Annotated in this window: 12 protein-coding genes and 3 pseudogenes; 13 read left to right on the forward strand and 2 right to left on the reverse strand. The window is 67.3% G+C overall.

Features of this window, described 5'->3' with window-relative positions:
* Window positions 1–67 precede the first annotated feature (67 nt).
* The 10 genes and pseudogenes from G6N07_RS08425 to G6N07_RS21185 form a co-directional block, all read left to right on the forward strand.
* The gene (locus G6N07_RS08425) at window positions 68–811 is read left to right on the forward strand and encodes a helix-turn-helix transcriptional regulator (RefSeq protein WP_263858034.1); all 744 of its coding nucleotides are present in this window, start codon (window positions 68–70) and stop codon (window positions 809–811) included.
* Window positions 808–2,271 (forward strand): Fe-S cluster assembly protein SufB, encoded by a 1,464-nt coding sequence (gene sufB / locus G6N07_RS08430; protein WP_085191518.1) that lies wholly within the window; start codon window positions 808–810, stop codon window positions 2,269–2,271. The genes G6N07_RS08425 and sufB overlap by 4 nt, the downstream gene beginning before the upstream one ends.
* Window positions 2,271–3,473: a Fe-S cluster assembly protein SufD gene (gene sufD / locus G6N07_RS08435; protein ID WP_085191520.1), complete on the forward strand. Its 1,203-nt coding sequence runs from the start codon at window positions 2,271–2,273 to the stop codon at window positions 3,471–3,473. The genes sufB and sufD overlap by 1 nt, the downstream gene beginning before the upstream one ends.
* Window positions 3,470–4,261 (forward strand): Fe-S cluster assembly ATPase SufC, encoded by a 792-nt coding sequence (gene sufC / locus G6N07_RS08440; protein WP_085191522.1) that lies wholly within the window; start codon window positions 3,470–3,472, stop codon window positions 4,259–4,261. Before sufD ends, sufC begins: the two co-directional genes overlap by 4 nt.
* Before the next feature lie 14 nt (window positions 4,262–4,275).
* Window positions 4,276–5,544 (forward strand): cysteine desulfurase, encoded by a 1,269-nt coding sequence (locus tag G6N07_RS08445; protein ID WP_085191524.1) that lies wholly within the window; start codon window positions 4,276–4,278, stop codon window positions 5,542–5,544.
* 8 nt (window positions 5,545–5,552) lie between these two features.
* Window positions 5,553–6,011: a Fe-S cluster assembly sulfur transfer protein SufU gene (gene sufU / locus G6N07_RS08450; RefSeq protein ID WP_085191526.1), complete on the forward strand. Its 459-nt coding sequence runs from the start codon at window positions 5,553–5,555 to the stop codon at window positions 6,009–6,011.
* A complete protein-coding gene (locus tag G6N07_RS08455; protein ID WP_085191528.1) occupies window positions 6,008–6,346 on the forward strand; it encodes a metal-sulfur cluster assembly factor in 339 nt (112 codons plus the stop codon). The genes sufU and G6N07_RS08455 overlap by 4 nt, the downstream gene beginning before the upstream one ends.
* Before the next feature lie 334 nt (window positions 6,347–6,680).
* Window positions 6,681–7,424, forward strand: a pseudogene (gene ltrA, locus G6N07_RS20230) (group II intron reverse transcriptase/maturase); the annotation flags it as partial.
* Window positions 7,425–7,466: 42 nt separating this feature from the next.
* The gene (locus G6N07_RS20235) at window positions 7,467–7,775 is read left to right on the forward strand and encodes a group II intron maturase-specific domain-containing protein (protein ID WP_235849801.1); all 309 of its coding nucleotides are present in this window, start codon (window positions 7,467–7,469) and stop codon (window positions 7,773–7,775) included.
* A gap of 220 nt (window positions 7,776–7,995) precedes the next feature.
* Window positions 7,996–8,432: pseudogene (locus G6N07_RS21185) on the forward strand (IS1380 family transposase); the annotation flags it as partial.
* 185 nt (window positions 8,433–8,617) lie between these two features.
* Here G6N07_RS21185 and G6N07_RS21190 read toward each other — a convergent pair.
* Together G6N07_RS21190 and G6N07_RS08470 are read right to left on the reverse strand one after the other, a co-directional pair.
* Window positions 8,618–9,658: pseudogene (locus G6N07_RS21190) on the reverse strand (FAD-dependent monooxygenase); the annotation flags it as partial.
* Between the two features lie 80 nt (window positions 9,659–9,738).
* Window positions 9,739–10,833, reverse strand: coding sequence for an NADH:flavin oxidoreductase (locus tag G6N07_RS08470; RefSeq protein WP_085191530.1), 1,095 nt, complete (start codon window positions 10,831–10,833; stop codon window positions 9,739–9,741).
* Between the two features lie 235 nt (window positions 10,834–11,068).
* Between G6N07_RS08470 and G6N07_RS08475 the strand changes: the two genes are divergently transcribed.
* From G6N07_RS08475 to trxA, 3 genes are all read left to right on the forward strand, one after another.
* Complete coding sequence (locus G6N07_RS08475; RefSeq protein ID WP_235849793.1) at window positions 11,069–11,449, forward strand: hypothetical protein; 381 nt, start codon at window positions 11,069–11,071, stop codon at window positions 11,447–11,449.
* Entirely contained in the window at window positions 11,425–11,556 is a 132-nt protein-coding gene (locus G6N07_RS20710; RefSeq protein ID WP_263858035.1) for a hypothetical protein, read from the forward strand. The genes G6N07_RS08475 and G6N07_RS20710 overlap by 25 nt, the downstream gene beginning before the upstream one ends.
* Window positions 11,557–11,695: 139 nt before the next feature.
* Entirely contained in the window at window positions 11,696–12,061 is a 366-nt protein-coding gene (gene trxA, locus G6N07_RS08480; protein WP_085191532.1) for a thioredoxin, read from the forward strand.
* Window positions 12,062–12,236 lie beyond the last annotated feature (175 nt).

A 12,236-nucleotide genomic window follows, 5' to 3' on the forward strand; every position in this document is an offset into this window, starting at 1 on the left:
ACATGGCCACGCTCCGTTAAGGGTGGCCTTGGTGGAACCGTTCGTCGAATTCCGTCACAATGGTGTTGTGAAAATCCCAACCGAGGCTGTCGGCGTGCCTGCCGCGCACGTCTCGGACGGGCACACCCGCAGCGCGATCATCCAGATGCTGCTGCAGGGTCCGGTCACCGCATCGGCGATCGGCGAACGGCTGGGCATCTCCGCCGCGGGCGTGCGCCGGCACCTGGACGCGTTGATCGACGCGGGCGACGCACAGGCCGCCGCGGCCGCGGCGTGGCAGCACACCGGCCGGGGCCGTCCGGCCAAGCGCTATCGGCTCACCGCGGCCGGACGTGCCAAGCTCGGCCACACCTACGACGACCTGGCGGCTGCCGCGATGCGGCAGCTTCGGGAGATCGGCGGCGACGACGCCGTGCGCACTTTCGCCCGCCGGCGGATCGACACCATCCTCTCGGGAGTAACCCAGGGGGTCGACGGTGTTGAATCAACTGCGGAGCAGGTGGCCGATGCGCTTACCGAGGCCGGCTACGCGACCACCACCGCACGCGTCAGCGGTCCGATCGACGGTGTGCAGATCTGTCAGCATCACTGCCCGGTGTCACACGTCGCCGAGGAGTTCCCGGAGCTGTGCGAGGCCGAGCGCGAGGCGTTCTCGGAGATCCTCGGCACCCACGTGCAGCGCCTGGCCACGATCGTCAACGGCGACTGTGCCTGCACCACCCACGTGCCGCTTCTGCCCGACACGACACCACCACTCCGGCGCACAGCCCGCGCCGGATCCGTCCCGACCGACCAAGGAGCGTCGACATGACCGCCACCCCGGACACGACGAGCGTCACGCCCGAACACACCATCGGTGAGCCGCTGTCGCAGGAGGAGGCCATCGCCTCGCTGGGCCGTTACGGCTACGGCTGGGCCGACTCCGACGCGGCGGGCGCCAGCGCGCAGCGCGGACTGTCCCAGGCCGTCGTACGTGACATCTCGGCGAAGAAGAACGAACCCGAGTGGATGCTCGACATCCGGCTGCGCGCGCTGCGCACGTTCGACAAGAAGCCGATGCCGACCTGGGGCTCCGACCTCGACGGCATCGACTTCGACAACATCAAGTACTTCGTGCGGTCCAGCGAGAAGCAGGCCGCGACGTGGGACGACCTGCCCGCCGACATCAAGAACACCTACGACAAGCTGGGCATCCCCGAGGCCGAGAAGCAGCGGCTGGTGTCCGGTGTCGCCGCACAGTACGAGTCCGAGGTGGTCTACCACTCGATCCGTGAGGACCTCGAGGCCCAGGGTGTGATCTTCCTCGACACCGACTCCGGTCTGCGCGAGCATCCCGAGCTGTTCAAGCAGTACTTCGGCACCGTCATCCCAGCCGGGGACAACAAGTTCTCCGCGCTCAACACCGCGGTGTGGTCGGGTGGCTCGTTCATCTACGTGCCGCCGGGTGTGCACGTCGACATCCCGCTGCAGGCCTACTTCCGGATCAACACCGAGAACATGGGCCAGTTCGAGCGGACGCTGATCATCGTCGACGAAGGCGCCTACGTGCACTACGTCGAGGGCTGCACCGCACCGATCTACAAGAGTGACTCGCTGCACTCCGCGGTCGTCGAGATCATCGTCAAGCCGGGTGGCCGCTGCCGGTACACGACCATCCAGAACTGGTCGAACAACGTCTACAACCTGGTCACCAAGCGTGCCCGCGCCGAGGCGGGCGCCACCATGGAGTGGGTCGACGGCAACATCGGCTCCAAGGTCACGATGAAGTACCCGGCCGTGTGGATGACCGGTGAGCACGCCAAGGGCGAGGTGCTCTCGGTGGCGTTCGCCGGTGAGGGCCAGCACCAGGACACCGGCGCGAAGATGCTGCACCTGGCTCCGCAGACCTCGAGCAACATCGTGTCCAAGTCGGTGGCCCGTGGCGGCGGCCGGGCCTCCTACCGTGGTCTGGTCCAGGTGAACAAGGGTGCGCACGGTTCCCGATCGAGCGTGAAATGCGATGCGCTGCTTGTCGACACGATCAGCCGCAGCGACACCTATCCGTACGTCGACATCCGCGAGGACGACGTCACGATGGGTCACGAGGCGACCGTCTCCAAGGTCAGCGAGGATCAGCTGTTCTACCTGATGAGCCGCGGCCTCACCGAGGACGAGGCGATGGCGATGGTGGTGCGCGGCTTCGTCGAGCCCATCGCCAAGGAACTGCCGATGGAGTACGCACTGGAGCTCAACCGTCTCATCGAGCTGCAGATGGAAGGGGCTGTCGGCTAGTGACGGAGAATCTCACCGACACGGTCGAGGGTGCCGCCAAACCGGGTTCGATACTGAACGCCAACAAGGGTGAGGCCTTCACCTCATTCGACGTCAACGCGTTCGAGGTGCCCGGCGGCCGCGACGAGATCTGGCGGTTCACCCCCCTGCGGCGGCTGCGCGGGTTGCACGACGGTTCGGCTGTCGCGTCCGGTACCGCCCGCATCGAGGTGTCGCACCGGCCCGGTGTGACGGTCGAGACCGTGGCGCCCAGCGACGAGCGGCTTGGCCAGGGCGGTGCACCCGCGGACCGCATTGCGGCCCAGGCGTACTCGTCTTTGCAGTCCGCAACCGTGGTGACCGTCGCGCGTGACACCGTGGTCGCCGAACCGATCGAGGTCACCGTCGCCGGACCCGGCGAGGGCAAGGTCGCCTACGGGCATCTGCAGATCCGGGTCGAGGAACTGGCACGGGCCACCGTCGTCGTCGACCTGCGCGGCAGCGGCACCTACGCCGACAACGTCGAGATCATCGTCGGCGACGCCGCCAATCTCGGGGTCATCTGGATCGCCGACTGGGCCGCCGACATGGTCAACGTCAGCGCCCACCACGCCCGTCTCGGCAAGGATTCGGTGCTCGGCCACGTCAACGTCATGCTCGGCGGGAACCTCGTGCGGACCTCGGCGACCGTGCGGTTCACCGCACCCGGCGGGGACGCCCAGATGCTGGGCACCTACTTCGCCGACGACGGTCAGCACCTCGAAGCGCGACTCCTCGTCGACCACGCGCACCCGAACTGCAAGTCCGACGTGCTCTACAAGGGTGCCCTGCAAGGGGACCCGAAGTCCGACAAACCCGACGCGCACAGCGTCTGGGTGGGCGACGTGCTGATTCGCGCGGAGGCGACCGGCACCGACACCTTCGAGGTGAACCGCAACCTGGTGCTCACCGACGGCGCCCGGGCGGATTCGGTTCCCAACCTCGAAATCGAGACCGGCGAGATCGTCGGCGCCGGACACGCCAGCGCCACCGGCCGTTTCGACGACGAGCAGATGTTCTATCTGCAGGCCCGCGGTATCCCCGAGGGTCAGGCCCGGCGGCTCATCGTGCGTGGGTTCTTCGGCGAGATCATCTCGAAGATCGCCGTACCCACCGTGCGTGAGCGCCTGACCGACGCCATCGAACGCGAGCTAGCCCTCACTGAAGGAAACAACCAGTCATGACCACACTCGAAATCAAGGACCTCCACGTCACCGTCGCCGCGGGCGCGGACGCCAGCGGCGCCGACGGCGGTGCCAAGGAGATCCTCAAGGGCGTCAACCTGACCGTGAACTCGGGGGAGACCCACGCCTTGATGGGGCCCAACGGCTCCGGCAAGTCCACGCTGTCCTACGCAATCGCCGGCCACCCTAAGTACACCGTGACGTCGGGATCGATCACCCTCGACGGCCGCGACGTGCTCGCGATGAGCGTCGACGAACGCGCCCGTGCCGGGCTGTTCCTGGCCATGCAGTACCCGGTCGAGGTGCCCGGGGTGTCGATGTCGAACTTCCTGCGTACCGCCGCCACCGCCGTGCGCGGTGAGGCGCCGAAGCTGCGGCACTGGATCAAAGAGGTCAAGGCCGCCCAGGAGGCTTTGTCCATCGACCCGTCGTTCGCCGAACGCAGTGTGAACGAAGGTTTTTCGGGCGGCGAGAAGAAGCGCCACGAGATTCTGCAGCTGGCGCTGCTCAAGCCGAAGATCGCGATCCTCGACGAGACGGACTCCGGATTGGACGTGGACGCATTGAAGGTCGTCAGCGAGGGTGTGAACCGCTACGCCCAGGACAACGACGGCGGCGTCCTGGTGATCACCCACTACACCCGCATCCTGCGCTACATCGAGCCGCAGTTCGTGCACGTGTTCGTCGGCGGTCGCATCGTCGAGTCCGGCGGGCCCGAGCTGGCCGACGAGCTCGACGCCAACGGCTACGAGCGGTTCGCCGCGCAGGCTGCTTCGACGGGCGCCTGAAGGGGGCTGTTGCCATGACGACCGCGGCGAGCCGGCTGGACGTGGCGGGCATCCGCGCGGATTTCCCGATCCTGCAGCGGGTGATGCGCGGCGGAAACCGGCTGGCATACCTCGATTCCGGCGCGACGTCACAGCGTCCGCTGCAGGTGCTCGACGCCGAGCGTGAGTTCCTGACGACGTCGTACGGCGCGGTGCACCGCGGCGCGCACCAGTTGATGGAGGAGTCGACCGACGCCTACGAGGCCGGCCGCGCCGACATCGCGGCGTTCGTCGGCGCCGACACCGACGAGTTGGTGTTCACCAAGAACGCGACCGAGGCGCTCAATCTCGTCGCCTACGTGCTGGGCGATGAGCGATTCGAGGGCCGGGCCGTCGGTCCGGGCGACGTCATCGTCACCACCGAACTCGAGCACCACGCCAACCTGATCCCGTGGCAGGAAGTCGCCCGGCGGACGGGGGCGACGCTGAAGTGGTACTCGGTCACTTCTGATGGGCCTGAGGCCGGTCGGATCGATCTCGACTCACTGCAGCTCGACGAACGCGTGAAGGTGGTGGCGTTCAGCCACCATTCCAACGTGACCGGCGCTCTCGCCCCCGTCGCGGAACTGGTGTCCCGCGCCAAGGCGGTGGGGGCGCTGACGGTGCTCGACGCCTGCCAGTCGGTCCCGCACCAGCCGATCGACTTCCACGCCCTCGGTGTCGACTACGGCGCGTTCTCCGGTCACAAGATGTTGGGGCCGAACGGGATCGGTGTGCTCTACGGCCGCCGTGAGCTGCTCGAGCAGATGCCGCCGTTCCTCACCGGCGGTTCGATGATCGAGACGGTGACCATGGAGGGCGCCACCTACGCGCCCGCCCCGCAGCGCTTCGAGGCGGGCACGCCGATGACCTCGCAGGTCGTCGGGCTAGCGGCGGCGGCGCGTTACCTGTCGACGATCGGGATGACGGAGGTCGAGGCGCATGAAGCCGACCTGGTCGCCGCTGCGCTGGAAGGACTTTCGGGCATCGACGGCGTCCGCATCGTCGGGCCGCTGTCGATGACCGACCGCGGGTCGCCGGTGAGCTTCGTCGTCGACGGGATCCACGCCCACGACGTCGGTCAGGTCCTCGACGACGACGGTGTGGCCGTGCGCGTCGGGCACCACTGCGCGTGGCCGCTGCACCGCCGGTTCGGCATCACCGCGACCGCGCGCGCGTCGTTCGCGGTCTACAACACCCTCGACGAGGTCGAGCGGTTGGTGGCCGGTGTCCGGCACGCCGTCGAATTCTTCGGCACGAGCTGAGGTTTCGCGTGCGGCTCGAGCAGATCTACCAGGAAGTGATCCTCGATCACTACAAGCACCCGCACCACCGCGGGCTGCGGGAACCGTTCGGCGCCGAGGTGCATCACGTCAACCCCACCTGCGGGGACGAGGTGACGCTGCGAGTGGCGCTGGCCGACGACGGTGAGACGGTGGCCGACGTGTCCTACGACGGGCAGGGCTGTTCGATCAGCCAGGCGTCGACGTCGGTGCTCACCGACCTGGTGATCGGGGAGTCCGTCGGCGATGCGCTCAAGACCGTCGCCGCGTTCACCGAGATGGTGTCGTCCCGGGGCGCCATCGAAGCGGACGAAGAGGTGATCGGTGACGGCATTGCCTTCGCCGGCGTCTCGAAATATCCGGCACGCGTGAAATGCGCGCTGCTCGGCTGGATGGCTTTCAAGGACGCCGTGGCCCAGGCGTCGCACGATTCGGAGGACAAGAGATGACCGCACCCAACGAGGAACTGCTCGCCGACCTGGAGGAGGCGATGCGCGATGTCGTCGACCCCGAACTCGGCATCAACGTCGTCGATCTCGGACTGGTCTACGGACTCGACGTCGAAAAGGGCGACGCCGGCGACGTGGCGCTCATCGACATGACGCTCACCTCGGCGGCGTGCCCGCTGACCGACGTCATCGAGGATCAGTCCCGCACCGCGCTCGTCGGCGCGGGCCTGGTCAAGGACATCAAGATCAACTGGGTGTGGAACCCGCCATGGGGGCCGGACAAGATCACCGAGGACGGTCGCGAACAGCTTCGTGCGCTCGGCTTCACCGTCTAGATGAGTGATTCCAAGGGGTGTGACTGGTGTGTCGTATGGGGTTGACGGCGTGAGAGCATCCAGGATCAGCGTTCCCTGAACGGGTACCACCCAGACCCAAAGTGGGGTTCGTCCCCCGCATCGGCGACGCCGAGGTGCTGACGTTGGCGGTGATTCCACACCTCAGTGATGCACGGCAGTCACGGCCGCGGTGGCGATCGCCTAACCACTCGTGCAGCGCGCAACCAGAGCGCCGGCACCAAACTGGTGTTCTACCCGTTCCTGCCATGGCCCTGGCCGCGGGTCTTCGGCGCGCACTTCGTCGCGGGAGACTCCGACACGATCTGGACGATGCATGTTGCGAGAGTTGCGCCATGACCTTCGCGAGGGCGTGTATCACCCGGCGCCTGCGCGTCGGGTGGAGATCGACAAACCACAAGGTGGTAAGCGGCCGTTGGGGATACCGACGGTGCGGGACCGGGTGGCTCAGCAGGCGGCCAAGCTGGTGTTGGAACCGATTTTCGAGGCGGATTTTGCGCCGTGCTCGTATGGGTTTCGGCCGAAGCGGTCGGCGACGCAGGCAATGGAACGGTTGCGTACCGGGTTCATCGAGGGCTATCGGTTCGTGGTGGAGTTCGATATCGCTAATTTCTTCGGCGAGATCGACCACGAGCGTTTGCTGGCGGAGGTCAGCAGGCGGGTCTCGGATCGGCGGGTGCTCAAACTGCTGCGGTTGTGGCTGTAGGCAGGGGTGATGGTTGACGGTGTGGTGCAGCGGACGGTCGCTGGCACACCGCAGGGCGGGGTCATTTCCCCGTTGCTGGCCAACATCTACCTGCACGTGCTCGACACCGAGTTGGCTGCCCGTGGGGTGGGCGAGTTGGTGCGTTACGCCGATGACGGCGTGGTGTTGTGCCGCGGTGCGGCACAAGCAGAGCACGCCTTGGCGGCGGTGGGAGAAATCCTGGCGTCTTTGGGGCTGCGGCTGCATCCGGACAAGACGAAGGTGGTCGACCTGCGCGACGGGTGTGAGGGCCTGGATTTTCTGGGTTGTCATTTCCGGGCTCGCATGTCGGGGCGGTTGTGGGAGCAGCGCCGCATTGTGCGGTACTACCTGCATCGTTGGCCCTCGCAGCGGGCGATGGTTCGGCTGCGGGACAAGGTCCGGGAACGGACCGGCCGCAACCGCGTCGGAACGGATATCCGTGTTGTGATCGCGGACATCAATCCGATCCTGCGCGGCTGGGGTAACTATTTTCGCACCGGTAACGCCGCCGACAAGTTCCGCCAGATCGACTGGTATGTCACCAGGAGGCTGTTTCGCTTAATGGTTAAGAAGCGGGGCCGCAATCTGCGTGCCGGCCAGGCCGGTCAGTGGACTGAGGAGTGGTTTAACGGTCACGGCCTGCACCGGCTTCGCGGCACTAATCGCTACCCGAAGGCAGCGTAACCGTGTCTAGAAGATCATCGGTAAGCCGTGTGCGGGAAAATCGAACGCACGGATTGAAAGGGGATGGGGAAACGGGCCTGCTCTGCAGACACCGCGCCCCTGACTACCAATGGATAGGACCGGTGACGTGATCGGCGTGTGAACAACGAAAGTGCCTTCTGGACTAGGACAATAGCGATTGGTGAAGTCGTTTTGTCCAACGTTCGGGAAGGCACTTTCGGTGCGATCATCGTATACGTTTACGGTGGACTCGGCGGTCTTCGACGAACGGAATCTGCTGTCGGCTGCGGGATTGGTTCCGGTGCTGAACTGGCTGAGCGGACGGGGCTTTCGGAGTTGATCGGCGAGCATGTGGACCTGCCGTCGACGCGGGTGCGCTCCGGGGCGGTGAACCCGGTCGGCAAGCTGACCTCGATCATCGCGGCTATGGCCTGCGGTGCGGACAGCATCGACGATGGCAACGTGCTGCGCGCCGGTGGCACACCGCGGGTGTTCGACGAGGTGTATGCGCCATCCACGTTGGGGATCTTCTTGCGCGAGTTCACCTTTGGACACGCCAACCAGCTCGCCGCGGTGGCCCGCGCACATCTGGTGGCGCTGGCGGCGCGCACCCCGCTGCTGGCCGGGGCCGACGAACGGATGTTCGTGGACATCGACGTGCCGTCGGCGTGGTTGCCCTGAAATGCGGCTGAGTGTCTCGCGTGGGCGCATGCGTGATCCGCTGGTTTGTACCAGCTTTTCCTGTTGCGAGGTCCTCGGGTCGGGTCGGGCCTGGGATGGCAGGGTGGGCAGGGACTGACCGGTCGGGTCAGGCGGCGCGGGGTTGCGCGGTCGAGTAGCCCGATGACGTTGTCCCACAGGGCTGTCCATCCGGCTTGCCAGGCCCAGTGGGCGGGCACGTGCAGCATGGGTTTGCGGGCCGGGGCGGCGAAGCGCGCGGGCACGGCCAGATTGTGGGCGTCCTGCAGACCGGTGTTCATCCCTTGGCCGCCGACCGGAGAGTGCACGCGTGCGGCGTCGCCGGCCAGGAAGACCGATCCGACGCGGAACCTGGCCGCCACCCGGTGGTGCACCCGGTACGTCGAGAACCACTCCACCGTCCCGTGGGTCAGCCCGAACTCGGCACGCACGGTGGCGAGCGCCTCGTCTTCGGTGATCGCGTCCTTGTCGGCCAGCCCCAGCAGCCGGACGTGACCTTCGGGTCCGAGCGGGAACACCGCCGCGAAGGTCCGCTTGCCCGGTCTGAAGTTCAGCGCCTGGTCGGGCACTCCGCTCACGTCGCGCACGTCGGCGACCCAGAACGTCGCCTCGTCCGTTGTGCCCTCGAAGGGCAGGTTCAGCTCGCGCCGCACCGCTGACGCAGTCCCGTCGGCGCCGATGCACCACCGAGCCCGGATGCGCAGGAGGCCACCGGCGGCGTCCTCCAGTAATGCCTCGACCCGGCCGCCCGGTGTTGCCGTGTGGTCGACGAGGTCGATCAGCCGATGCCGCCACTGGATGTCACCGTTGCCTGCGGTGAGAGCCGCGACGAGCACCTCCTCGTTACGGCTCTGCTCGAAGATCTGGATACCCGGGAACCGGGTGGCCCCGTCCTGCAGGGCCACGAGGTCGGGGCCGCCGCCGCCGGACCCGCCGACCTGGATCCGCGATGCCGGGTAGGCCTTTTCGAGCACGGTGTCGGCCACACCGAGTTGGTCGTAGACCTCCATTGTGCGGGCCTGCACCGCCAACGCCCGGGACTCCCGGATCGGCCCGGCTTTGCGATCGGCCACCACCGCAGGCACTCCGCGACGGTTGAGCACCACACCGGCCATCAAGCCGGTCGGGCCCGCCCCGACGACCAGGACCTCGGTGTCGACGACGGGAAGGTCGTCCACGCGCATCGGGGCGAGCTCATGACGTCAGGCCGTGGGATGCGGTGCACGCGAGCGGCATGCGGTCACCGTAGCCAATCGCGAAGCTCTCAGGCAAGTTTCGCCAGCGCCACCTCGGGGTTGTATCCGGCGAAGCCGTCGAGTTCGCCGTCACGCAGGCGGTTCACCCACGCCGGGTCGGCGAGCAGCGCCCGGCCGATCGCCACGATGTCGAACTCACCGCCGTCGAACTGCTCGACGAGGCGATCGACGGAAGCTGGCTGGATGACCTGGCCTTGCTTCTCACTGCGGAACTGGGTCTCCAAACCGACGGAGCCGACCGCGATCACCGGCAGCCCGGTGACCTTCCTGGTCCACCCCGCCAGGCTCAGCTCACCGTCATGGTCGGGGAACGCCGGGACGTAGTGCCTGCGCGTCGAAGGATGGAAGACATCCACCCCGGCCTCGGCGAGCGGGGTGAGAAGGTCCTGCAGCTGCGTCGGGTCGTCGGCGATGGACGCCGCGTAGTCGGTGCCCTTCCACTGGGAGAACCGGAAGACGATCGGGTAATCCGGACCGACTGCCGCGCGGACCGCCGCCACGACCTCGGCCGGGAACCGGGTGCGCGCGGCAAGAGATCCGCCGTAGCCGTCGGTGCGCAAGTTCGTCCGCTCCCAGAGGAATTCGTCGAGCAGATACCCATGGGCACCGTGCAACTCGACGGCATCGAAGCCGACCTCCCGCGCTGTCCGCGCACTTTCGGCGAAGAGTTCGGCGATCCGTGGGAGTTCGTCGGTCTCGAGCGCGCGTCCCCGCGGCTGACCGAGTCCGTCCACGCCCGAGGGGCTGACCGGGACGACACCGTCGGCATCCTCGCGCTGCGCGCCCTGATGCCATAGCTGCGCGGCGACCGTGCCGCCCTCCCGGTGGACCGCGTCGAGGACGCGTGACCAGCCCGCGAGGACGTCGTCGCCGGCGAGCGTGGGGATGGAGGACGGGTAGCCGGAGGTGGGATCCGGCAGCCGGACGCCTTCGGTGATGATCAGCCCCACGCCGCCCGCGGCGCGGCGACGGTAGTACTCGGCGACGTCGGCGCCCGGGATGCCGCCGGGCGACGCCTGCCGGGTCATCGGCGCCATCGCGAACCGGTTGGAGACAGTCAGCGAACCGACAGTGAGCGGTCGAAACAGATCGTCAATAGCCACGCAGGTGTACAACGCGGCACCGGCGGCGTTGATTCCGCGTCACCCCTCCGAGGGCCTGTCGACCCGCTAGTGACTTGCGCCGAAGCGTCGATCACCGCGAGTAGGCAGTGGCGGAACGTACGGTCGGAACCAGACGAACGACGAGCGGCTATACCAAGGACGGTGGCGAACAGCTACGGGCACTCGGTTTCACGGTCTGAGTCCCTGACGCCGTCCGGCGGATGACAATCACGTCGTGATGACCGTTCCCGCCACCGGATGGCCGGCGGTCCGATCGCGCGCGAGTGCTGATCGGTGCGACGGCGGGCTGTTCTTCGGAGCGCTCGCGCTGCTCGACTCCGGCATGCTGTTGGCGCGGGGCGTGGTCTTCGTCGTCACGGGGGCGTTCGTCGGTGTCTGGACGGTGCGGCGGATGAACCGCTACTGGTCCGGCGCCGACGAACTCAGCCCCGCTGACCGGGTGACGGTCGTGCGGGCCGCCCGCCGCGGATACCCCGTCGGCGATCCCGGACTGGCCCGCGGCGTCCTGGACTACGACACCGGACTGCGCGCCTCGGCGGAACCGCTGTATCGGTACGGCTGGGTGTGGCGGTGGTTCTGGTCGTCGCGCTCGTGACCGCGGTGGTCGACGCCGTCACCGGATTGGTGCGCGAGACCGTCGCCTCCTGCGTCTACCTCATCGAGCTGACGTGGTGGCCGCCCGCCCCAGGGAACTGCTACTGAACTCCGCGCTCGCCGCGGCGTTGGCCAAGCGGTCACTTCGACGAGGCCGAGCGCGACGATCGCCAGCCGCGGGGCTGAGCTGGTGTTTTCGGGCCTTGGGCCAGGGAACACTTCACCCGCGACCGGCGTTGGGACCTTCGTGACTACCCAAGACATCACCGCAGAGCGGTTCAACGAGACCATCATCAACAACGAGATCGTGCTCGTCGACTTCTGGGCGTCCTGGTGCGGGCCCTGTCGCGCCTTCGCGCCGACCTTCGCCGCCTCGTCCGAGAAGCATCCCGACGTCGTGCACGCAAAGGTCGACACCGAGGCCGAACAGCAGCTCGCCGCCGCGGCCGACATCCGTTCGATTCCCACTCTGATGGCCTTCAAGAAGGGCAAGCTGGTGTTCAACCAGGCCGGTGCCCTTCCGCCCGCCGCGCTCGAGGAGCTGGTGCAGAAGGTGAAGGAATTCGACATCGACGCCGCGATGGCCGAGCAGGAGAACGGTCAGCCGGAGTGACGTGGACGAGTTGCGGCGTGTTCAGCGACGGCAAACCGTGAGCATTGCCACTACCGCGGTAGCGAGTTGGCGCCCTATGTGGGCAGGCAAGTAGCCTCCCAGGTAGCCCATGTCTGCGTCCGGCTTCGCCGCGCCAGAATCCCGTCCCACCACCCTGCACGAGTCCCACCCTGCA

It is taken from the genome of Mycolicibacterium doricum, from assembly GCF_010728155.1.
In the GTDB taxonomy this organism is placed as follows: domain Bacteria; phylum Actinomycetota; class Actinomycetes; order Mycobacteriales; family Mycobacteriaceae; genus Mycobacterium; species Mycobacterium doricum.